Origin of the sequence: Sphingomonas sp. So64.6b, assembly GCF_014171475.1 — a bacterium.
GTDB classification, from domain to species: domain Bacteria; phylum Pseudomonadota; class Alphaproteobacteria; order Sphingomonadales; family Sphingomonadaceae; genus Sphingomonas; species Sphingomonas alpina_A.
Window position 1 is genome coordinate 4,578,882 of sequence record NZ_CP048817.1, and the last position, 21,917, is coordinate 4,600,798.

Sequence of the window (21,917 nt, forward strand, 5' to 3'; positions counted from 1 at the left end):
ACCGACGCGCCGACGTCACGACAAGGTGGTCCGATTCCAGCGCACCGGGAAGAGCGTACGGCAATGCCGCTGCCAGCGACAAGGGCGCAAGGTTTCAACCACGAGAAGATTTGACATGACGGTTTCCATTCTGGCGAGACCACCGCGAAGATCGGCGGGAGCGCTGCGAGAACGGGAACACCTTCTTTTCGGTGGGCCACCCAGGGCGGAGGTGAGGGGCAGCTGCGCCGAGTGGAGCTGGCAAGTGGGCCGCTGCCGACACCAGTCATTGGCGGTGCGAAAGCTATTTCTCGCTAGTCCTCCATGTCGACGCGTAGCGTTCGAGCCGCGTGCAGCATTAAAATGCCGCTTGGGATGAAGGTGAACATGACGGTCATTAGTGCGTACCGCAGCCCATCGGCTGGTCCGTAACTTTGCGCAAACCAATCGCTGAGCGAGCCAGCGATCAAGGGCCCGAGGCCAAGGCCGATCAGATTGGCGAAGAAGAACGCGATCGCCACCGCCATCGCCCGTCTCGAGGAGCCGCAAACGGCATGCAAAGCGGAGAACATTGGCGGAATGACTCCCGTCAGAAATATCGACGCGAGAAAGAGCGCGCCGGCCATAATTGGAATATTTGGTGCCATGAAGGCCATCTCGTATAGCGGCAAGGCCAGAATCAGACCCCATCCAGGTAGCCGCGCGGTCCACGCGATATCGCGCTTGGCGAGATAGTCCGTGATAATGCCGCCGCCGATATTACCGACGATCGCGCCGGCCGCCGACAATCCGCCGAACAGGGCTCCAGCCTCGGAAATGCTGAGGCCATGGACCCGGATCATGAAGGAGGAGGTGAAGAGGAGGGCACCATAGGCCATCAGGAAATAGAGCACCATGGCGCCGATGACGTTGCGGTATGACGGCTTTTCGAACAATGCGCGGAAGGTTGCTGTGACCGGTTCCTGGCTTTGCACACGGATCGCGAATTGCGGTAAATGCCGCGGCTCTGCGAGCAGGAATCGCGTCGTTAGAGCCAGCAATAGCCCGGGCAGCCCGACGATGAAGAAGGCGGCACGCCAGCCATAATGCTGGGCGATCCATCCGCCCGCGACGAGGCCGATGACGTATCCGGCCATCGAGCACATCATATAGGCACCAATCGCCTTGGAGCGGCTATCGGGAGGATAATAGTCCGCGATCAGGCTTTGCGCAGGTGGGATCGCGCCCGCTTCGCCCATCCCGACGCCCACTCGGGCCAATGCAAGCTGCCAGAAATTCTGCGCCATCCCGCATAAGACCGTCATCAGGCTCCAGACCGTCAGCGAAATCGTAATGATGAAACGCCGGTCGCCGCGGTCCGCCCACCGTGCCACGGGAATGCCGAGAGTCGCGTAAAACAAGGCGAAAGAAATGCCGGAAAGGAGTCCGAGCATTGTATCGGAAACATCGAATTCCTGTTTGATCGGCTCGAGCAGCACACCGATGATATTGCGGTCGACATAATTGGAGGTGCCGACCAGAAACAGGACAAGAAGGAAGACGCTGCGTTGACGGCCGGAATACAGATCCCAGCTTTTGGCGGCACTGGCCAGGGAGGGGGCAGGGCGCTCGGCCGGTGCTACATCGTTCATCCCGATTCCTCGCAAGTTTCATGTATTTCGGACAACGGTCCAGGACTGGTTGGTCGCGAAAATCATTGGCAGGTCAACGGAGCGATGACCGCTGCGGCCTGGATGAAGGCCGTTTTGGCGGCGCTCGAAAGCCTTTTGGCGATGCTCGAAAGCCATGTGGCCTATGCCTTGAACCAGCATCTTGTCGCCGGGATTGAAAACCTGAAGGGGTTTAACGGGCGTGCCGTTTGAAGAGGGAAACATGGAAAACGATAACGCTTCGATGGCGACGCCGGCTCGCTCACCTGTCGTGCGGCCTGGCTGTGAGCAGTGGGATATAACGTCCGGGGTCACGGGCCGCGCCTACCGCATCTATGTCTCCATGCCCGAGGAGAGTTTTCCGCCGCCTCCGGGGGGCTATCCGGTGTTCTATGTCACCGATGCCGACTATATATTCCATACGGCTGCCGACACGCAGATGATGCTCAGCATCGGCATGCAGGCAAAGCCTGCGATTATCGTCGGGATCGGCTATGGCACGGGTGCCATGGCGGCAACCGTCGCACGTTTTACCGACCTGACCCCGACGCCGCCGGGGGCCGCTATGATCCCCTACCTCGAAGGGACACCGATGTTCGAGGGCGCGACCTATGGGGGCGCGGAGGGCTTCTATCGCTTTCTGACCGAAGAGTTGAAGACCCTGATCGACACCGAGTACAAAACCGACAAGAGCGACAGCACCCTGTGGGGTCATTCGCTGGGCGGCCTGTTCGCCCTTCACGTGCTGTTCAACCATGCGGAGGCCTACAAGGCCTATGTGATTGGCAGCCCGTCGATCGTCTGGAACGACGGAGAGATTCTCGCGGGAGAGGCCAAGCTCGCCGCATCCTTGGCGGGCGGAAAAGTCGCGCCCCGCATATTGTTGACGGCCGGCGGGCTGGAGGAGACGGCGGACAATAACCCAAGGCTTCCGCCGGGCATGACGCGCGAGCAGTTGCAGGCGATGTTGGAAACCGCAGGCGTGATCAGCAGCGTCAAAGCCTTGACCGAACGCCTCAAGGCAATGAATGGTCCCGCGGGCTACGAAGTGGAGACGGTCGTCTTCGACGGCGAAACCCATATCAGCGTTATGACCGCTTTGGTCAGCCGCGGGTTACGCTTTGCCTTGAAGCCGTAAAGCTTCAAAGCGGCACGCCCGAAGACGAGATTTCTGAGCGATTAAAAAGAGGCGTGGCGGCATTACTGCGCAACGAGGTTTTTACGGCACCCGTCCTTCCAGCTGCCGGGATGCCGTGCTGCATCGTCCGCGGGCGCAAGGAATCTCATACCGGCGCAAGCCGCTCTGCGCCTTTCGAACTGCAATCGATGCTCGCTGCATCGCATTTTCTATTGCGCTGAACGAGCTTGTGAAGGGACGCCGGCTTTCTGCCGGTCTCTCGATCGGTGGCCACGCTTGCGGAGTTCGGAAGGTGTAGCACCGAAATGACGCTGCACCGCCACCGAAAAGCTTGACGCGCGGTTATAGCCGACCGCGTAGGCGATCTGGGAAATGGAGCCGTTGTGCTCATTCAGCAGCGCCAGGGCCTGCTGCATACGCAGATCCAGAATATAGTCGAAGACCGATTGGCCCAGAATCTGGCGGAAGCCTGTGCATAATCCACTGCGGCTCAGCCCCACTTCGTGGGCGAGATACTCCAGCGAAGGCGGCGCCACAAAATTCTCCATCAGAAGGCGCTGAGCTTTCATTACACCCCGAGCTGTCAGCCTTGTCGTATCTGGCGACCCGAAGCTCTCGCTATGTTCAAGCAACTCGATGGCTTGGCAGAGGATTTCCACGGCTTTCGACCGGAGGAATAAGCGTCGACGGAACCCTTCAAGCGAACTGGCGTGCACATCCTCAAGACAACGCAGCAGGGTGGTGTCCAATGGCAGCGTCAGCGCAACAGTTCGCTTTAGCGAGCCTTCGAGAAAAGATTGGAGCACAGCTGGCAATTCAAGTTCGCCACCTGAGTAGAGTGCCTTCAACGCCTTACGATGTATGAACACACAGACGAAGCGCGTGCGTCCTGCGACGGTTGCCTCGGTGTCGGGCGCGCCGGCCGGTTGAATTAAAATGGCGGTGTTCGGTGCGTCGAGGCTTATCGCGTCGTCATGCGACGATCCGTATTCGAAATCGCCATTGCTTGTCATGTAAATGCGCAATGTGTCGGGGAATGACATTTGCACCAATTGCGGCGCGCCGAATTCCATATCACCGAAGGTGACGAGGAAGCCGTCGGCGAGGCCGCAAAACTCATAGCGTCCGCTTCGTAAAAAAGGGCTGCGCCTGCAATAATGCAGGGGGTCGCTCGGCGGCACGATACCTTCCCAGAGCTCGATCGGGCCATTCACCGGGTCGATGTCGAAATTTCCAGGCGAATGACGAGCATACAGATTTGCGGCATCGCCAGCAGAATATGGGAAGCCCGACCTTAGGGCCGGACTTGAAATGGCTGGATCCTCGGCGGCCGCTCGCGACGCCGTGGCTCGTCGCCCGCCTCGTTTAGCCGCTGGCATGCCTGTTGTAGAAGATCGCATACTCGGGACTCCCTTGGCTGGTCGGCGCATCTCGAACCCTTCGCTCAATCCATTCGAGGCGGAATAGCTTTCCAGGTCAACAAATCGATGGCCCGGACGCAGGTCGCGAACGCCATTTGGCGGCGCTCGAAAGCCTTTTGGCCACGCTCGAAAGGGGTGCGGCCTATATCCCAAACAATCCGGTGTCACAAAAGCATAACGTCTCTGACCCGGGCACCATAGGCGGAGGTGGGGATATGCGCGACATGGCTTTATTGAGCGAGGAAGCCGGGCTGAGGTCCGCAACAGGACGCACAAACGTAATTTCGCTCGCATCGGTCCGGCTTTCACGCCGGCTCTTGAATGTCGGGAAACCCCTCTGAGCCCGCCGTCACCGCCCCACAGCATGGGGAAGTGCTGTGACGCCTTCCGCGAGCGGCCAACATTATTCAAAGCGGTTAGCAGATGATCCTATTGGAAAACGCACGCATTTTTGACGGTGTTAATGGCGAATGCGCCGAAGGCATGTCGGTCCTGATAGACAATGGCCTTATTCGCGACGTCTCCGATCGCCCGATCAAGGCCGATGACGCGCAGCGGATCGACGTCGCCGGCAAGACGCTGATGCCAGGTTTGATCGATCTTCACATTCACGCTTACTTTTCCGACCTGAACGCCAAGGTCGTCGACGGCCGCGATGCGCCCTACCGGACGGCGCATGCGGTCAAGAAGCTCGGCCACGCGCTCGATTGCGGCTTCACCACCGTTCGTGACATCGGTGGCGGCGATTATCCCTTGGCGTCAGCGCTTGCGGACGGGCTGATCCGCGGGCCACGCTTCTTCTACGCCGGCAAGGTCCTGTCGATGACCGGGGGTCATGTCGACTATCGCACGCCCACCGAAATGCACCACACCCACGGCTATTGTTCGTGCGGATCGATGAACTGGGGCGGTGTCGTGGTCGACGGCGTCGACGAGTGCATCAAGGCCGCGCGCGAGGAATTGCGCCGCGGTGCCCATTGCATCAAAATTACCGCGTCGGGCGGGGTGATGTCGCCAAGTGACCCGATGTGGATGAACCAGTTCCGCGAGGACGAAATCCGCGCGATCGTCAACGAAGCCGCCGAACGCCGAACCTATGTGTCGGCGCATTGCCATCCGATCAGCGCGATCCGCCGTTCCGTCGAGTTTGGTGTCCGCTGCATCGAGCATGCGACGCTGATCGATGCCGAGACTGCGCAATGGGTCGCCGAGCGAGGTGCCTATGTCGTGCCGACGATGTCGGTCATCTTCGCCAGCATGGAGGCCGGCCCAAAGCTCGGCATGACGCCCGACAGCCTGGCCAAGCTCCAGATCGCCGCAGATACGGCGATCGAAGGTCTGCAGCACATGCGCGATGCCGGGGTGAAGCTGGGCTACGGCACCGACCTGCTGGGTGTGACTTACGATCAACAATGCCGTGAATTCACGCTTCGATCGGAGGTCTTCACGCCGCTGGAAATGCTGCGCCAGGCCACGTCGATGGGCGCAGAGATTTTGATGCAGGAAGGCATGCTCGGCTGCATCAGCCCCGGGGCTTTTGCCGACCTGATCGTCGTCGACGGCGATCCGCTCAAGGATATCGGGCTGCTCGCCGCCGATGGCCGCAAGCTCGATCTGATCATGCGCGCCGGCGAGCTCGTGAAGAACAGACTGAATTGAGACCCGGCACTGCGCCGGCATGGAGCAACATCAATGAATGCTGTCGGAGAGATTTCACCACGATCCGGATTGCCGGCCGAAGCGCGCACCGCGCTCGACAGCCGATTGGGCGAGCGCGTCAGTTACGGCGAGGAGATCCGTTCGCAGCATGGCCAGAACGAAAGCCACTTCCCGTCGAGCCTGCCAGACGCCGTGGTCTTCGCGGAAAGCACCGAAGAGGTGGTTTTCGTTGTCCGCTTGTGCGCGGAACATGACATCAAGCTTACGGCCTATGGCGCCGGCACCTCAATGGAAGGAAGCGCTCTCCCGATTGCCGGCGGTATCTCGCTCGATATGAGCCGGATGAACCGCATCCTCAGCGTCAATGCCGACGATTTCGACGTCACCGTCGAGCCCGGCGTGACGCGCATCGCGCTTAACAATCATCTTCGCGATCAGGGTCTGTTCTTCCCCGTCGATCCCGGGGCCGATGCGACGATCGGCGGTATGGCATCGACGCGAGCATCGGGAACCAACGCCGTGCGCTACGGCACGATGCGCGAGGCGGTGCTCGGTCTGCGCGTTGTCACCGCCGACGGCCGGGAAATCCGTACGGCGCGGCGTGCGAGGAAATCGGCGGCCGGTTACGATCTCACCCACTTGTTCGTCGGCGCGGAGGGCACGCTCGGCATCATCACCGAGGTGACGCTGCGCCTCCATCCTATCCCCGAGGTGATCACCTCGGCGGTCTGCAATTTCGAGACGCTCGAAGGCGCCGCCACCACGGTGATCCAGGCGATCCAGCTGGGTGTCCCGATCGCTCGCGCGGAGATCCTTGACGATATGCAGATGCGCGCGGTCAATCTCTGGGGAAAGCTCGATTATCCCGAGCAGACGACCTTGTTCTTCGAATTCCACGGATCGCAGGCATCGGTCGATGAGCAGGTGGCAACGGTGGGTGAGCTCGCTGCGGCGAATGGCGGCGGGGAGTTCGCATGGTCCTCGCTGCCAGAGGAGCGCTCACGCCTCTGGAAGGCGCGTCACGAGGCTTATTACGCCACGGTCGGCCTGCGCCCCGGTGCGGTTGGCTGGGCGACCGACGTGTGTGTGCCGATCGGGCGGCTTGCCGGGTGTATTGCCGAGACGAAACGCGATCTCGCCACCGTTTCGGTTCCAGCGACGATTTGCGGCCATGTCGGCGACGGCAATTTCCACGTCATCTTTTCACTCGACCCGGACGCCCCGCTCGAGTGGGAAGAAGTGGAGTCCTTTAACACGCGCCTGATTGCGCGGGCGCTGTCGATGGACGGTACCTGCACCGGCGAACATGGCATCGGTCTGGGCAAGCAGGAAGCGCTGGTCGACGAAGTCGGCGAGGCCGTCGATGTCATGCGCCTGATCAAGCGCGCGCTCGATCCGCGCGGGATGTTCAATCCCGGCAAAATCTTCACGCCGGACTGATGACCAGGCCGTTCCTGATCTCCGCGACGAATGTTGTCGCGCAGCACGCGGAGGGCTTTGTTCAGGCCGCAGCGGGAGCAGTCTGGCTGTGATCCCGCGCACCGGAGAAATCGAAAAAGCCCGCTAAATAGAAAATGGGAAGATGAAAATGCGAATGCACATGAACGCGATACTTTTGGCAGGGTTCATTTCCCTGCTGCCGCAAGCTGCGATGGCTCAGGCTACGGCGCAAGCCGACCCGGTCGACGAGGCTCCGTCCGAGGACGATGGCGCAGCTTCCGACGGCGACATCGTGGTGACGGCGCGCAAGCGTTCCGAGCGCCTGATCGAGGTCCCGGCGACGATCAATGTTTTCTCGTCGAAGGAGTTGGTGGCCTCCGGCAATTTCACCATCAGCGATCTATCGACCAAATTGCCAAACTTCTTCATTGCGGCTCCGCGTGCCACACGGATTTCGGTTACGATGCGCGGGCTTGGCGTGCCCGGTGTCGGGCTCTACATCGACGGCGTCTATCAGCCTTCGGACGTGACTTTTGCCATTCCCCTGTTCGATCTTGAGCGCGTTGAGGTGCTCAAGGGCCCCCAGGGGACGCTCTACGGGCGCAACGCCTATTCGGGTGCGATCAGCTACGTCACCCGTGCGCCGACGAACGAGTTCGAAGGCGAGATCAACGCCGAAGCGGGCAATGCCGGAACCGTGCGCGGTTCGGCGACCGTTGCCGGTCCGATCGTCAAGGATCTGATCACGGCACGTTTTTCGGGGTCGGTTCAGCGGCGCTCGGGCTTCCGCAATTTCAGCGATGGCAGCAACGCGGATCGGGACAATTATGAGGCCCTGAGCGGTCGCGTGATGATTAAGCCGGCAAGCAACCTGACGGTCGATCTTAAATACACCTATGTGAACAAGCTCGGGCCGTCCTTTCTCTACCATCAGGTTGCGGACATCAACGACAAGCACGGCCGTCTGCTGCTGACGCCGGTCTTCGGCCCCGCGACCGGCGTCCTTGCCGGCAGCCGTCCCCAAAGCCGACTGCGCAGTAACAGCTATTCTGGTAAAATTACTTTCTCAGCAGCCGCGTTCGATCTGATCAGCACCACGGCCTATAATACGCTGCACTTTAGCGACACATACGACGTCGACCTGAACACGCCGGACACGTTCGTCGCGCGGGGGACGGGTGCGCTGCGGGATTTCAGCGAAGAGGTGCGGCTGCAATCGACCGGGAATGGCCCATTCAAGTGGCTTGTCGGCGGATATTACAACCGCGGTGCCAATGGGGATTGCTCTGACTGCGGCGGTCTCTTTGGAGGCACTGCGCTCGGGAGCCGATCGATCGCTCAAGCGGTACCGCCGGTCTTCTACAACGCATTGGCCGCCTTCACCGACCTGGAATACAAGATCGGCGATCATCTCGTGATCGGGGCGGGCGCGCGCTACGATGATCTCAAGCAGGAGCTCAGGCCGGCAACCGGGCTATCATTGAAGGGCCGATTCCACGGCTTCCAGCCCAAGGTGACGGCTCGCTACCTGTTCAATCCGGACGCCCAGATCTATGCCTCGATCACAAAGGGTTTCACCCAGGGCGGTTTCAACTCCTCGCTGGTCGGCACCGGCAGCCCGCTCGCGACCTATCCGAACCAGCGACTTTGGCAATATGAGACAGGCGTCAAGACCAATTTCGACGATCGCCGTGGCAGTGTTTCCGTTGCCTTGTTCTACATCGACGCACAGTCGTTCAACGCGGCGGCGACCGTTCCCACGCCAATCGGGCCGCGCGTCATTCAAGTGTCGGTCGGCAAACTCAAATCCTATGGCGTTGAAGTCGACGCTTCATATCGCGTCACTCCCGAGCTGGTGGTTGACTTGAGCGGCGGTTACAATCGCGTCCATCCGACCGTCCTCTCGCCGACCATCGCGCCGGGTGTCGGCAATGTCGGCGAGCAGTTCCAGCGCGCGCCGAAATGGAGCTATCGTTTCGCGACGACCTACACCCGGCCACTGTCGGGCGACGTGTCGTTCGAGTTCAACGGGGCGGTCAACGGCGTCGGGCCAACGCATTTCTGCGGCGAGGCGCAGGTGTTCGGCCCGTGTCCGACGCGCAATGCCTATACGCTCGTGGACGCAAGCGCCTCGATTGTCTGGTCGCGCTATCGAATCTCGCTGTTTGCGAAAAACCTGCTCGATACGACCTACGCGACAGACTTCTTGGCGAAGACGGCCTTGGCCCAGTTCGGAGCCCCGTCAGCGGGCTCGGTGTATGGCGATCCACGTTACTGGGGTGTCCGGGCCAGCGCGAAGTTCTGACGAAATTCGGTGGCCGATCGAAGGATCGGCCACGTTACCCTGAAATGCAGCCCATAGCAGCGGGCAGGGTTCGCGCGGAATCTCTGCAGCCTGCAGCCCGGGATCGCATTTCTAAAATCGCGCAACGCCGTCGCTTAATTATCGAAGCCAAGGGAAACGAACCGTGATTGATCGAAGGAAGTTCATGGAGAGCGGACTGAGCCTGACGGCTGTGCTTGGTGCAACGCAGCTCGATGCTGGTGTGGCGCACGCAAGGATGGGTGAGCAGACCAGGGAAAAAACTTCTCCCTGGGCTCTCCGGAACAGTGAGGCGTTCGAATTTCGATCGAGAGCGGTTGGCGACACGATGGCAGTTGGTGTCTGGTCCAACGTCAAGCCAGGTCCATCGGGTTCGGATGCCAAGCCGGTGCCGTTCGAATTAGTCTATGTACTCGATGGGTCATTCGCCCTTGCGGTCGCCGCAGCGACTTGCAGGCTGCTGACCGCCGATCTGGTCAATCCCGGATTCCCACCGATCTTGTTGGTCGGGCTCGACTATCCCGAGGATAGGCCGAACGCGCGCACCCGCGATTATACCATGAAGGATTCAGTCCCCGCATATATGGGCAAGTTGCTGGGAGCGGGGACCCCGCAGACGACCCCGGGCGGCGCCGATCAGTTCCTTGAGTTTCTGGAGAGCGAACTGGATCCGTTCATACGCTCCAAGTATAATATAAAAGAAGGCCCGGCAGGGATAATCGGCGACTCATTCGGTGGAACCTTCACCTTCTACGCGTTTCTGCGTCAGTCCAGGCTCTTCAATAGATACTGGCTGGGAAGCCCAGGTATATTCGAGACCGCGACCGACTATGTCGCGCAGTTCGAAAAGGGTCTCAAAGGCGCAATTGTCCACCCGACCAAAATGTTCCTTTCGAGCGGAACCAAGGAGATGGCCGGAGGGGTCAGCTTCTATGAAGAGATCGGTAGAAGCTTCAACAGGATTGTAAGTTCCTTGCGGAAAAACCCCTCCAACGACCTGACTTGGTCGGCTAAGACTTACGACGGCTACACGCATACCTCCGTTCTTATCCCGGCTTTAAACGATGCTCTGCTCTATCTCTACGGCAAGAACCGCGCATAAGCTCAGCTGTTTGTCTTTACGCCCGCCGCCATGCAGCGTGGCGCCTCGCTGCAGGGCGATTCGCACTTGGATCCGGCGGTGGGATGGTTTTGGAATTCGATGCGCGCGGTCGTAACGAGCGCCCCTATTGTCATTGTGTGCCGTCGCACGGACTCGGCGATGCAGCGCGCCTTGGCCTTAAGGCCTATCACCTTCACTGAACAGTCGCCGCCGCATGATCTGGAGTCCTGCCCAGACGACGAGGACGATAAGGGGTGCGGCGAGTCCAAGCACGGACGTCGACGAGATGCCGCCTAACACATGCTCCGCCGCCTTGATCGGATAGGCAATCAACCCAAGCAGATAATAGCTGATCGCTACCGCAGACAGTCCCTCCACGACATGTTGAAGGCGTAGCTGCATACGCGTGCTGCGTTCCATCGATGCGAGCAGCCGCGCATTCTGGTTTTCGATATGGGTGTCGATGCGCGTGCGCAACAGGCTGGTGAATTGCGAGGCTCGTCCGTTCAATAGCGCAAGGCGTCGCGACAGTGATGTACAGGTTCGTACCGCGGGATTGAACCGACGGCTCGTAAAATCGGTCAGAGACTGAAAACCTTTGATCGGTTGCGGCTGCAGCTCCTGCAGCCGTTCCGCGGCGATCTCGGCATAAGCGGCCGTGGCGCTCATGCGGAAGTCCGTTTCGGCCGCGATCGAGAGCAGGCGTTCGCTGTGCGCCGTCAGGGCCGCCAGCAAATCATCGTCTCGGTGTTTGCCATTCCGTAGCGCCCGTCCGGTTTCGCTCAACGCCATTTCGATTTCGTCTAATGCGGTCCACGCGGCCCGTGCTGCCGCCAGTCCGATTAGAGCGAGATTGCGATAATTCCCCAACTCCTGGAGACGCTGGACGCAGCTAATCACCTCGGTCGTGGGCAAGGTGTTTGCCGCAATCACTATACGGCCGTAACCGTCCTCATGAATCTGGAAGTCACTCCAGATCCGCGCGCCCCCCGCGACATGACAGGAAACCAGGTGTGATTGTCGGAAACGGGCGGCATCCACCGGGGACCGGGCGTCCTCGTCGCTCGCCACGACGATGAGCCGGGTTGCACGGATCACCGAACCGGGCACCGTTTCCGCCCATCTGAGCGCGGCGGCAGCGTCGGAGGTGGGAGGGCGATCCCAGCCGACGCCACGCGCGGCCGTTCCGACCATCGTCACCGTCACCGTACTCGCCTCGCTGTGCCGTTCCCACGATGCGCCGACGTCTGGCGACCAGCGGCCTTCCCGATGCCGCTCGCTTGTCGTGTCACACAGGCCGGGAAGAGCGGCTACAGCCAGCTGCTCTTCTGAATTCTCACGGCGATCGACGATGCGTACGAGCTGAACGAGTTGCGCCGGCAGCACGAATTCGGGAAAACGCCGAAGGTGCATTTCGCCGACGACTTCCCGACGCTGCGGATGTTCGGTGAAGCCCGGTGCCTGTGTCATGTCAGACTAACGAGGCGCTTCTGTCGCCCATCTCCCGGAAGCGCCGATCGCTGCTGCTTCTTTGCGGCTATGAGCGTGTTCCGAAGGAGGCAGGCAACCGTCATCGGCCCTACGCCTCCGGGCACCGGGGTGATCGCGGCGGCATGGCCGAGTTCGACGAACGCGGTGTCGCCAACGAGACGGGAGTCGATGCCGGGCGTGCCGATCCGGTTGATACCGACATCGATCACGACGGCGCCGGGCTTCACCCAGTCGCCGCGAACGAGCCCGGGGCTGCCGGCCGCGGCGACCACGATGTCCGCCGACCGGACAATCTCGGGAAGGCCGCGCGTTGCAATATGGGTGACGGTCACCGTGCACTCTCGTTCGAGCAGCAGCATGGCCACGGGTTTGCCGACGATATTCGACTTGCCGATGACCACCGCTTTCAGTCCGCGGAAGTCTTCGATGACGGTTTCAAGGAGTAGCATGCACCCAAGTGGCGTGCAGGGCACAAGCCCCTCTGTACCGATCGAAAGCCGACCGACATTCACCGGGTGGAAGCCGTCAACGTCCTTCAGCGGTTCGATCGCATCGAGAATGCGGTTCGCGCGAATGTGCGGCGGCAGCGGAAGCTGGACGAGAATGCCGTTGACCATCGGGTTGGCGTTGAGCTGCTCGATCAATTCGAGCAGATCGACCTCATTCGTTTCGGCGGGCAGCCGGTGTTCGAAAGACTGGAACCCCGCCTTGCGGGTGTGTGCGAGCTTGCGGCCCACATAGACGATACTGGCGGGGTCTTCGCCCACCAGGACCACGGCCAGCCCAGGCAGGCCGACGCCGGCCGCCGCCATTTCGCCGACGCCGGAGGCGACTTCGGCGAAGATCGCCGCAGCGATCGCCTTTCCATCGATAATCGTCGCCATCAACTCAGTCCGTGAATACGACGGTTTTCTCGCCGTTCAGCAGCACACGGTCGGCCAGGTGGTGGCGGACGGCCCGGGCGAGCACTCGCCGCTCGATATCGCGACCCTTGCGGACGAGCGCTTCGGGGGAATCGGCGTGGCTGATCTGTTCGACATCCTGCGCGATAATCGGGCCTTCATCGAGGTCGGCTGTCACATAATGCGCGGTCGCGCCGATCATTTTAACGCCGCGGGCATGCGCTTGGTGGTAGGGCTTTGCGCCCTTGAAGCCCGGCAGAAAACTATGATGGATGTTGATGCATCGCCCCGACAGGAATGCCGCCAGATCGTCCGACAAAATCTGCATATAGCGAGCGAGCACGATCAACTCGGCGCCGCTTTCGGTGACCACCGCCTTGATGCGAGCCTCTTGCTGGGCCTTGGTATCGCGCGTGACTGGAAAATGATGGAACGGCACCCCGCCGAGATCGAGCCCTGCGAACGTCGCGAGCGGGTGGTTCGATACGATACCCACGACGTCCATCGCCATCTCGCCGATGCGCCAGCGATAGAGAAGGTCGGCGAGGCAGTGATCGAACTTGGAAACGAGGAGCAGGACTTTGCGGCGCGCCTCCAACGGGCGGATTGACCAGTTCATCCCATCGCCTTCGGCAAGTTCGCGGAACCGCACCGAAAGCATCGGAAGCTTGTCCTCGGCGAGCGTGAACAGCACGCGCATGAAGAAATTGGCGGTCTCTTCATCCTCAAACTGGCCAGCCTCGCGGATGTTTGCACCGGCTTCGAAGAGTATGCCCGTCACCCGACTAACGATCCCCGGTTGATCGGGACAGGACAAGGTCAGGATATGCAGGATGTCGCTCATACAAGGCTCGCTATGTTTGGAATTTGAGAACAGCGCAGTCGGCCGACGGGTGGCCCTCAGCCGAACTCTATGACGGCGTCGGCAAACCAAAATCGGAGATAGTCGCGGACGCTGAAATCGAAGATCAGGCGGTACCCGTCGAGGCCCGGCGGCCGATCGATGATCACATTGGTTTGCGCAAACAACGTCATCGCAGACCGGTCTGCTGCGGACAGCGTCCGGTGAAGGTCGAGCGACGTGCCCTTAGCGATCAGGTCGGCCGCCGCAGGACCGGTGACCTCGAAAACGCAGCGGCCGTCGCCGACGCTGACGCACAGCGCCGCCGCGGCGTGCGTGGCGGCCTCCTCGATTGCGCTGGTCGGCGCCGTGTCGCCGACGATCAGCCATTCGTCAGGGCCCATCCAGATGACGCGCACCGCGCCGTCCCTTGCTTGGTTCGGATCCGTCGGAAGCGCGGTTCCGATCAGCGCGCCAATTCGCGCGAGGTCATCGTTCGAAGGGCGCCGCAAGCGCAAGACCGTAAGCCGGGGCGGCACGATCTCGCTGATGACAACGGGTCGATGCATCGTCTCAGCCATTGAACCGCGTTCCTTCGGGATCGTAGAGCGTCGGTTTGACAATTGTCGCGGAGAAGCGCCGCCGATCATGGTCGAGCGCGACCGTCTCGCCGATCCGGTTCGACCCGCCATGGACCATCGCCATGGCGACGCCGCGGTTAAAGATCGGGCTGAACGCGCTCGACGTCACGAACCCGTCGCTGATACGATCGGTACCGCTGCCACGCACCAGATGTGCGCCGATCGGGAGGACATTGCGGCCTTCGGCCTGCAGGCCGACGAGTTGGAGCCGCCCGGGGTCTTGATGATGTTCAAGCATCAGTGATCGCTTGCCTGCGAAGTCGCCCTTGCGCCGCAAGACATGATCCCATCCGACGTTAAGCGGCGTGCTCGTCCCGTCGGTATCGGCGCCTGGGTGGAGGAAGCCCTTTTCGAGGCGGAGCAAATCCCAGGCATCGATGCCGACCGGTGTCAGATCGTGGCGCTCGCCAAGGCGCAGGAGGATGTCCCAAAGTTCGCCCGTGCCGCGAGTCGGGACGTTGATTTCATAGGAGGTCTCGCCCGAGTAGCTCACCCGCATGACCCGCGCCTCAATCCCCGCGACCGTACCAAGCTGAAAGCTCATATGAGGAAATTCCTCGGTCCCGGTCGGGAAGCTCGTGTCAGCTTCGGTGAGGAGCGCGCGGGCTCCGGGGCCTGTCAGAGTCAGCACCGACCAGCAGGTGGTGACCGGCGCGACCACAACGTCCCAATCGGGATATTCACACTGGAGCCACTCCTCCAGCCAGGCGGCGATTCGATCCGCGCCGGCGCTTGAGGCGCCGACGAGGAAATGGTCCTCGCCAAGTCGCGCGCAGACTCCGTCGTCGATGATGACGCCGAGTTCGTTGAGCATCAGCCCGTAGCGGACCTTCCCGACCTTCAGGGTCGACATCGCACTCGCATAGATGAAGTCGAGGAGCTTGCCGGCATCGGGACCGCGCACCTCGATCTTGCCGAGCGTCGATCCGTCGAAGATGCCGACTCCGTTGCGCACGGCGAGTGCTTCGCGCTGTTGCGCCTCGAAACGGCTCTCGTTGCCGCGCGGGTAAGCCGACGGCCGGAGCCAGCCATAATCTTCCATGATGGCACCCAAAGCCACGTGCCGATCATTGATTGGAAGGCGACGGAGCGGCCGGAGAAGCTCGCCATGGGCACGGCCTGCAAAGGAACCGAGGGCGACCGGTACAAATGGAAAACGGAAGCGCGTTGTTCCGGTCTCGGCAATGCTCTGGCCCGTCTGGTGCGCCATGAGGGCGAGCGCGTTGACGTTCGATGTCTTCCCCTGGTCTGATGCCATGCCCAGCGTCGTGTAGCGCTTAAGGTGCTCAACCGAGCGAAAGCTTTCGCGCGCCGCAAGCTCGATGTCCGCCGCGCTGACGTCATGCTGCATATCGACGAAAGCCTTGCCCGGCGCATCGACCTGCCAGCAGGCGCGGATGCCGGATGGTCCATACGCCAAGGTAGCCTTGGGCCCGGCACAATCGTCTGCATCCGTGCCAACCCCGGCGGAATGCCCGCTGTCGAGCGCTTCGCTGAGGGTGAGGAGACCGTCCGCGGCGCCCGCTGACCGTTCGTTCTGCACCGAGCGGGCAGGACGAAAGGCGGTCAGTTCTTCGTCGAACCGCAGCTTTCCACCCGACTGCGAGAAGAGATTGACGTTGGGATTGCTTCCGCCGGACATTGCCAGCAAATCGCAGTCGAGCTTCCGGATGGAGCCGTCCGTGCTGCGGATCGCCACCCGGCGAAGGGCCTTCGTTCCTTTTGTTGCAACAACTACACTGCTGCGTAGCAGCGGGATGCCGAGGGTCTCGATCGATGTCGCGACTGCGGCGCCTATCTCCGTTCGAGTATCGACGACCGCTGCCACGACGCCGCCGGCGGCGACGAAGGCGACCGCCGTCCGGTAAGCTTCATCATTGTTGGTGAAGATTACAGCGCGATCGCCAGGCCGCACGCTGTAGCGAACGATATAGTGGCGCACCGCACTGGCCAACATGACACCGGGCCGGTCGTTACCGGGGAAGACCAGTGGGCGCTCGATGGCCCCGGTTGCGAGGACCACCCGGCCAGCGCGGACGTGCCATTGCCGGTAGCGCGGCAAATGCGCGGGCGCTGCCGGATCGTCGGCCGACACCGTCTCGACCATCGCCAGCGCATCATGATCGAAATAGCCGCAAACGGCGGTGCCGAGGAAGATGCGGACATTGGGCATGGCTTCCAGCGCCGCCACCTTTTGCTTTGCCCAGCGATCGGCCGGCAATCCGTCTATCGCGCCGCCTTCCCAGCGCAGCGTGCCGCCGGGTACATGATCCTGTTCGGCGACGATGACGCGTCTGCCGTCCCTGGCGGCCGCGAGCGCCGCCGCGAGGCCGGCCGGGCCGGTTCCGACGACGAGGACATCGCAGTGAGCGAAGCGGCTTTCATAACGGTCGGGGTCTGCCAGCTTCGACACCTTGCCGAGGCCCGCTGCGCGTCGGATCAGGCCCTCATACAGGTGCCAGCTCGGCCACATGAAGGTCTTGTAGTAAAAACCAGCCACCAGAAAGCGCGAGAAGAAGTTGTTCACGCCGCCGACGTCGAAACGGACGTTTGGCCAACAGTTTACCGCATTGGCTTCGAGACCCTCGTGAAGGCGGATCTCGGTCGCGCGCAGGTTTGGTGCGCTGCGCGCGCCGACGCCGAGTTGGATCAGGGCATTGCACTCTTCGGGCCCGAAGCCCAAAATGCCCCGCGGGCGATGATATTTGAACGAGCGCCCCACCAGCCGGATTCCGTTCGCAAGAAGGGCGGAGGCCAGCGTGTCTCCCTCAAAGCCTGAATAGACGCGGCCTTCGAACCGGAAGGTGAGCGGCCGGTTGCGGTTGATGAGCCCGCCAGAGCCCAGGCGAAAAGGCTGGTGAGTCCGGCTCATGGGGCAACTCCGTCTGCGGAAAAGGCAGGCGCGGCTTCGGTCATATGATAGGTTGCCCGGATTCGATGCGTCACCGTGTCGCGGGCCACGTTGAACCAGCGGCGGCATCCTGCGTTGTGCTGCCATCGTTCGAGGTGCTCGCCGCGCGGGTTGATCTTCTCACTCAGATATTTGCCCCAGGAGACGTCGTCGATTGCCTCAGGCGGATCCGGACGGATGATATGGCTCTGGCCGCCGCACCGAAACTCGAGCTCGTCGCGGGGACCGCACCAGGGACAGGAAATTTGCAGCATGAACGATCCTCAGTGCGCGATGCCGGAGCCGGCCGCTTCGTCGATGAGAGCGCCCGTTGTGAAGCGGTCGAGGGAGAAGGGTTTGGCGAGCGGATGCGGATTAAGCGTGGCGAGCTGGTGTGCTAGCATCGTGCCGCCGACCGGGATGGCCTTGAAGCCACCCGTGCCCCATGCGCAGTCAAGAAAAAGCCCCGGCACCGGGGAGGCTCCGATGATCGGGCTGCTGTCGGGAACCACATCGACGATACCCGCCCAATGGCGGAGCAGCCGGACCCGGCCGAGCGAGGGATATTGCGCCGCGACGGCGCCCAGCACGTTGCTCATCACCGGCATGTTTCCGCGCTGCGCATAGGAAGGGTAGAGGTCGAGCCCGCCGCCGATGACGAGCCCGCCTTTGTCCGACTGGCTCATATAGACGCCCGTCGCAGGAGACAGAATAACCGTGTCGAGAACGGGCTTCAACGGCTCCGACACAAAGGCCTGAAGCGCGTAGCTTGTGATCGGCAGGCGGAAACCGGCCATCTCGGCAAGCCGGCTCGAGTGGCCCGCCACAGCCACGCCGATCTTCCGCGAGGCGATCCGCCCGCGCGATGTCTCAACCCCGGTCACGGCGCCATCGGGGCCACGTTGAAAACCCGTGACCTCGCAATTCTGGATAATGTCGACCCCCAGCGCATCGGCGGCCCGGGCATAACCCCATACCACCGCATCGTGCCGGGCCGTGCCCGCGCGTTTTTGGATTAGGCCACCGAGGACGGGAAACCGTGCAGCTGGCGAAATGTCGAGAATCGGCACGCGGCGCCCGATTTCGGCCGGAGACAGCGTTTCGGCATCGACGCCGTTTAGCCGCATCGCGTTCATCTGCCGATTTACGAGCTCAAGATCGTGGAGGCTGTGCGCGAGCGAGATCATCCCGCGCTGGCTGAACATCACATTGTAGTTGAGCTCTTTCGACAGGCCCTCATAGAGCTTGAGCGAATGCTCGTACATCCGGGCGCTCGCGCGATAATAATAGTTCGAGCGGATCGCTGTGGTGTTGCGACCGCTGTTGCCACCGCCGATCCAGCCCTTTTCCAGGACCGCGACGCGGGTGATGCCGAATGACTTCGCGAGATAATAGGCGGTCGCGAGGCCATGGCCACCGCCACCGATCACAATAACGTCGTAGCTCTGCTGGGGGTCGGGCGAGCGCCATGCGGGTTTCCATCCGCGTTGCTCCTTCAGCCCCTCTTTGAAAACGTTCCAGGCGGAATAGCGCATATCATCTCTCGCCAATCTGGTGCGGAATTCGGATCGCGCTGACCCCCGGCGCATCTGAAGTCGGTTGCTGATTTGTGGTGCAAGTCCGCGCTGTGCTGCCATCGCCGCAGGCGCTTCCTCGCAAGTTTTCAACGAATCTGATGTTACAATACAGTACTGTATAGTTTAGTCAACTCGAGGACATGTTTTAATCATCGCTATGATTTATCGTGATTTTCTGCAGCTTCTTGCTTGCGTCGACAGCCCTAGTCCGCCTAGGAAGTCGCGATGCCTGCGCGCGTGCGAAAGATGAGGTCTCCCGTCAGCTACCGAGGTGCAGGACCGCATTGCGCGTTATCTGTCTCGACCTAGGGCCAATGTGGCGGTTCAACGGTCAATTGTCAGATCGATGACGTTTCAAAGCGCGCTGGCGCCTCCGGGTGACAGCGTTCAGAGCGTGCGGGGTGCAAGAAGACCGGGACGCCCTTGCCACCCAGCCGGTCTGCCCAAGGCCCAAGCGTGGGACGTGAGGCCAGTCAAAATCTTCAGATAGATCGCGCCCTGCGCTTCTGAACGCGCGCGCAGGTAAATGAACGCTGACCGCACATAAGCAGAACTGAGGAAATAGTGATGCGTCCCGAATAAATGCTTCTCCCTCGAGCCCGCCTTTCTTAACGACGGCGCGGGGCGCGTCGTCCGGTGCTCGACCACTACGTCGTCGTGGAGAACGGCCGACAAGACATGTAAATATCGCGGTCACCCAGCGCCCTTGATCTCAGAAAAGCAGTGGGCATCGTGGTGCCAACGCATTCACTCGGGCCGTGTCGAGGCGGCAAGCGGCCCCTTTGCGGATTCGCTCACTTGGGAAAGCAGCCTCATCAATGGCAGGTGGACGCGGTGTGCGACCGCGTCGCTGGACGAACCATCTGGGTGAACAGCTTCGAGTAGCGCGATCAATTTCTTCGGCTCTCCGTCCGGCGGCAAGGCCTTCCCCAAAATCGACGGCAATCCGCAAAGACCGAGCGCAAGCGTTTGATCCCGGCTGGGTGTGAGCGCTTCGCCATTATGCCGAGGCTCGTACCGATTTCTTCGCCGGGCGATCGCAGTAGAAGTGCTTTGTAGGTCGCGATCAACCCCCATCCGTCCGCTGACAAACCCTTACGCGCCAATCGTAATGGTCCGCTGCGAGCACCGCGCACGCTGGGTTTCGAAAATGCTGCGCGAGCGACAGGCGCCACCGCGGCGTGCTGTTGGCAGTGGTCATATGCGGCGTCTTGCTGTGATGAAACGTCACGCTACCGGCCTCAATCGGGCAGCCAATCACCTCGGCGTCCTGCGCAATATCGCAGACCAGCAGGTCGCTTGCCATTTCTGGAGGGTTGCAATGCTCGATCAGGCGTCGATGCGCACCGCGCGCGAAGTGCATGCAGCCATTTTCCGGTCCAACGGCGTGGAAGGCAGTCCAGCAGGTGATGCCACAATCCTCCAGCGTGCGCCCCCAATAGCCTTCGTCCTGATGCCAGGGCGTCGGTGCGCCGACGCCGGGCGGCTTACCGAGAAACTGTTCATACCAGAACGCCATATCCTGGCGCATCAGCGCGCCGCCGAACCGGCCGGCCCAGGCGCGGAAACGCGATTGCGGCAGCCAGGGAAACAGCCGGTCGACACCGCTCTGGACGATCCGATAAGCACGCTGATCAAGCGGCTCACCGCGTCGCCAATCCCAGTCCTTTCCCCAGTCCGCCGGGCGCTGCGTCATGTCCGCACCCATCGCGACAAGCGCCGCGACTTCCTCCGGGTCGATTGCATCGCGCACGACCAGAAAGCCGTCAGCTTCGAAGCGCAGTACGTCCTGCGTCGTTGGTTTAGGATAAGGCATGATTCCGCGGGCCTTTACATGGTGTTGTCAGGTAGGTCTCATTTTAGAAGGCCCTTTCGCCGACGTCTTTGCCCGGGCCGTGCAATATGTATCCCAATCGATTAAGCTGAGCCGATGAGCGCGCACGATACTGAGGGGGAGGGCGAGGCCAACCATGAGCTTTCGGCGATGCTCTCGCCGTATGTTCGGGGCGCGCTGGAGCATTGGCGCGGAGCGTGGCACATCGCCCGCCGCGCAGTGGCCGACTATCTCTTGGTCTATATCGTCTCCGGCACCGGTCGATTTTCGGTGGGCGACGAAACGTTCGATGTCGGTCCGACCGACTTGATCTGGATTGCCCCTGGTATTCTGCATGAGATGCGCGGCCATCCGCCGAAGATGTTCGTCGCCTATCTGCATTTCGATCTCGTCTATGATCCGCTGTGCAGTCCGCGCATCAGAAGCGGAACTGCCTATGCAGCGGGCGACCATGCCGACATGCATCCGCCGTTCTTGCGACAGCCGATCGCCGGCTGGCGCGGCAAGCTTCCGGTGGTCAATGGTCCGGCAATCTACGCGCTGATGAAACAGGCGATCGCCGAACAGCGCGGCGCGCGCCGACCGTTGTGCGTGTCGGGTCTGATGCTCGAGATTATCGGCGAGATCGCAACCGGCCTGTCTCCGTCGGCGACCGGCGCGCGCGCGCGGTGGCCAGCGCTACGCCGCGCGGCCGAGCGGATTCGCGTAGAGCCAGAAATCAACCTCGACCTCTCATCGATGGCGCGCGCCGCGCATCTCAGCGACTCGCACTTTCGCAAGCTCTTCCGCGAAACTCACGGTGAAAGCCCCCGTGCGATGAAGAACCGCGCGCTGATGCAGAAAGCATGTGACTTGGTGCTCCACTCGGGCGTGAGCATTTCGGAGATCGCATTTCAGCTCGGTTTCAGCACGGTGCACAATTTCTCCCGCGCCTTCAGCAGGGAAATCGGCGTTTCGCCGCGAGAGTATCAACGCAGGATGCTCGGCGGCTAACCGCGTCGTCGGCGCCGGTGCCGAGGCCGGGCGCCAG

At 61.5% G+C, this 21,917-nt stretch carries 17 protein-coding genes; 7 read left to right on the plus strand and 10 right to left on the minus strand.

Annotation, left to right across the window (positions count from 1 at the left end):
* Positions 1-293: 293 nt before the first annotated feature.
* Entirely contained in the window at positions 294-1,610 is a 1,317-nt protein-coding gene (locus G4G27_RS21955) for an MFS transporter (protein WP_183110599.1), read from the minus strand.
* Positions 1,611-1,694: 84 nt separating this feature from the next.
* Here G4G27_RS21955 and G4G27_RS21960 point away from each other — a divergent pair, with 84 nt between their 5' ends.
* The gene (locus G4G27_RS21960) at positions 1,695-1,841 is read left to right on the plus strand and encodes a hypothetical protein (protein ID WP_183110600.1); all 147 of its coding nucleotides are present in this window, start codon (positions 1,695-1,697) and stop codon (positions 1,839-1,841) included.
* Positions 1,842-1,851: 10 nt separating this feature from the next.
* Positions 1,852-2,766, plus strand: coding sequence for an alpha/beta hydrolase-fold protein (locus G4G27_RS21965; RefSeq protein ID WP_183110601.1), 915 nt, complete (start codon positions 1,852-1,854; stop codon positions 2,764-2,766).
* Between the two features lie 209 nt (positions 2,767-2,975).
* Here G4G27_RS21965 and G4G27_RS21970 read toward each other — a convergent pair whose 3' ends face one another.
* Entirely contained in the window at positions 2,976-3,980 is a 1,005-nt protein-coding gene (locus G4G27_RS21970; protein ID WP_244624459.1) for an AraC family transcriptional regulator, read from the minus strand.
* A gap of 690 nt (positions 3,981-4,670) precedes the next feature.
* On the opposite strand from G4G27_RS21970, the gene G4G27_RS21975 reads away from it, so the two are divergent.
* The 4 genes from G4G27_RS21975 to G4G27_RS21990 all read left to right on the plus strand — a co-directional run bounded on the left by G4G27_RS21975 (position 4,671) and on the right by G4G27_RS21990 (position 10,711).
* Positions 4,671-5,846, plus strand: coding sequence for an amidohydrolase family protein (locus G4G27_RS21975; protein ID WP_183110602.1), 1,176 nt, complete (start codon positions 4,671-4,673; stop codon positions 5,844-5,846).
* Positions 5,847-5,879: 33 nt separating this feature from the next.
* A complete protein-coding gene (locus G4G27_RS21980; RefSeq protein WP_183110603.1) occupies positions 5,880-7,286 on the plus strand; it encodes an FAD-linked oxidase C-terminal domain-containing protein in 1,407 nt (468 codons plus the stop codon).
* 154 nt (positions 7,287-7,440) lie between these two features.
* Positions 7,441-9,591: a TonB-dependent receptor gene (locus G4G27_RS21985; RefSeq protein ID WP_183110604.1), complete on the plus strand. Its 2,151-nt coding sequence runs from the start codon at positions 7,441-7,443 to the stop codon at positions 9,589-9,591.
* Positions 9,592-9,775: 184 nt separating this feature from the next.
* Complete coding sequence (locus G4G27_RS21990; protein ID WP_183110605.1) at positions 9,776-10,711, plus strand: alpha/beta hydrolase-fold protein; 936 nt, start codon at positions 9,776-9,778, stop codon at positions 10,709-10,711.
* Positions 10,712-10,888: 177 nt separating this feature from the next.
* Here G4G27_RS21990 and G4G27_RS21995 read toward each other — a convergent pair whose 3' ends face one another.
* The 8 genes from G4G27_RS21995 to G4G27_RS22030 form a co-directional block, all read right to left on the minus strand.
* On the minus strand, positions 10,889-12,181 hold the full coding sequence (locus G4G27_RS21995; protein WP_183110606.1) for a DUF3422 domain-containing protein: 1,293 nt from the start codon (positions 12,179-12,181) through the stop codon (positions 10,889-10,891).
* Positions 12,178-13,086, minus strand: coding sequence for a bifunctional methylenetetrahydrofolate dehydrogenase/methenyltetrahydrofolate cyclohydrolase FolD (folD, locus tag G4G27_RS22000; protein ID WP_183110607.1), 909 nt, complete (start codon positions 13,084-13,086; stop codon positions 12,178-12,180). Before folD ends, G4G27_RS21995 begins: the two co-directional genes overlap by 4 nt.
* 4 nt (positions 13,087-13,090) lie before the next feature.
* The gene (purU, locus tag G4G27_RS22005) at positions 13,091-13,948 is read right to left on the minus strand and encodes a formyltetrahydrofolate deformylase (protein ID WP_183110608.1); all 858 of its coding nucleotides are present in this window, start codon (positions 13,946-13,948) and stop codon (positions 13,091-13,093) included.
* 56 nt (positions 13,949-14,004) lie between these two features.
* Positions 14,005-14,526, minus strand: a complete 522-nt coding sequence (locus G4G27_RS22010; RefSeq protein ID WP_183110609.1) for a sarcosine oxidase subunit gamma family protein — start codon at positions 14,524-14,526, stop codon at positions 14,005-14,007.
* Entirely contained in the window at positions 14,519-17,566 is a 3,048-nt protein-coding gene (locus G4G27_RS22015; RefSeq protein ID WP_244624460.1) for a sarcosine oxidase subunit alpha family protein, read from the minus strand. Before G4G27_RS22015 ends, G4G27_RS22010 begins: the two co-directional genes overlap by 8 nt.
* Positions 17,455-17,751 carry a sarcosine oxidase subunit delta gene (locus G4G27_RS22020; protein ID WP_183110610.1) on the minus strand — a complete coding sequence of 99 codons (297 nt, stop codon included), beginning with the start codon at positions 17,749-17,751 and terminating at the stop codon, positions 17,455-17,457. Before G4G27_RS22020 ends, G4G27_RS22015 begins: the two co-directional genes overlap by 112 nt.
* 9 nt (positions 17,752-17,760) lie before the next feature.
* The gene (locus G4G27_RS22025; protein WP_183110611.1) at positions 17,761-19,011 is read right to left on the minus strand and encodes a sarcosine oxidase subunit beta family protein; all 1,251 of its coding nucleotides are present in this window, start codon (positions 19,009-19,011) and stop codon (positions 17,761-17,763) included.
* 1,108 nt (positions 19,012-20,119) lie between these two features.
* A complete protein-coding gene (locus G4G27_RS22030; protein WP_183110612.1) occupies positions 20,120-20,869 on the minus strand; it encodes a phytanoyl-CoA dioxygenase family protein in 750 nt (249 codons plus the stop codon).
* Positions 20,870-20,983: 114 nt separating this feature from the next.
* Here G4G27_RS22030 and G4G27_RS22035 point away from each other — a divergent pair, with 114 nt between their 5' ends.
* Positions 20,984-21,880, plus strand: coding sequence for an AraC family transcriptional regulator (locus G4G27_RS22035; RefSeq protein ID WP_183110613.1), 897 nt, complete (start codon positions 20,984-20,986; stop codon positions 21,878-21,880).
* Positions 21,881-21,917: the final 37 nt, after the last annotated feature.

What these genes read in the sequence shown, in the direction of transcription:
- G4G27_RS21955 (WP_183110599.1), bottom strand. Translation starts at nt 1,610, where the DNA reads ATGAACGATGTAGCACCGGCCGAGCGCCCTGCCCCCTCCCTGGCCAGT.
- G4G27_RS21960 (WP_183110600.1), top strand. Translation starts at nt 1,695, where the DNA reads ATGACCGCTGCGGCCTGGATGAAGGCCGTTTTGGCGGCGCTCGAAAGC.
- G4G27_RS21965 (WP_183110601.1), top strand. Translation starts at nt 1,852, where the DNA reads ATGGAAAACGATAACGCTTCGATGGCGACGCCGGCTCGCTCACCTGTC.
- G4G27_RS21975 (WP_183110602.1), top strand. Translation starts at nt 4,671, where the DNA reads ATGTCGGTCCTGATAGACAATGGCCTTATTCGCGACGTCTCCGATCGC.
- G4G27_RS21980 (WP_183110603.1), top strand. Translation starts at nt 5,880, where the DNA reads ATGAATGCTGTCGGAGAGATTTCACCACGATCCGGATTGCCGGCCGAA.
- G4G27_RS21985 (WP_183110604.1), top strand. Translation starts at nt 7,441, where the DNA reads ATGCACATGAACGCGATACTTTTGGCAGGGTTCATTTCCCTGCTGCCG.
- G4G27_RS21990 (WP_183110605.1), top strand. Translation starts at nt 9,776, where the DNA reads ATGGAGAGCGGACTGAGCCTGACGGCTGTGCTTGGTGCAACGCAGCTC.
- G4G27_RS21995 (WP_183110606.1), bottom strand. Translation starts at nt 12,181, where the DNA reads ATGACACAGGCACCGGGCTTCACCGAACATCCGCAGCGTCGGGAAGTC.
- folD (WP_183110607.1), bottom strand. Translation starts at nt 13,086, where the DNA reads ATGGCGACGATTATCGATGGAAAGGCGATCGCTGCGGCGATCTTCGCC.
- purU (WP_183110608.1), bottom strand. Translation starts at nt 13,948, where the DNA reads ATGAGCGACATCCTGCATATCCTGACCTTGTCCTGTCCCGATCAACCG.
- G4G27_RS22010 (WP_183110609.1), bottom strand. Translation starts at nt 14,526, where the DNA reads ATGGCTGAGACGATGCATCGACCCGTTGTCATCAGCGAGATCGTGCCG.
- G4G27_RS22015 (WP_244624460.1), bottom strand. Translation starts at nt 17,566, where the DNA reads ATGCCGCCGCTGGTTCAACGTGGCCCGCGACACGGTGACGCATCGAAT.
- G4G27_RS22020 (WP_183110610.1), bottom strand. Translation starts at nt 17,751, where the DNA reads ATGCTGCAAATTTCCTGTCCCTGGTGCGGTCCCCGCGACGAGCTCGAG.
- G4G27_RS22025 (WP_183110611.1), bottom strand. Translation starts at nt 19,011, where the DNA reads ATGCGCTATTCCGCCTGGAACGTTTTCAAAGAGGGGCTGAAGGAGCAA.
- G4G27_RS22030 (WP_183110612.1), bottom strand. Translation starts at nt 20,869, where the DNA reads ATGCCTTATCCTAAACCAACGACGCAGGACGTACTGCGCTTCGAAGCT.
- G4G27_RS22035 (WP_183110613.1), top strand. Translation starts at nt 20,984, where the DNA reads ATGAGCGCGCACGATACTGAGGGGGAGGGCGAGGCCAACCATGAGCTT.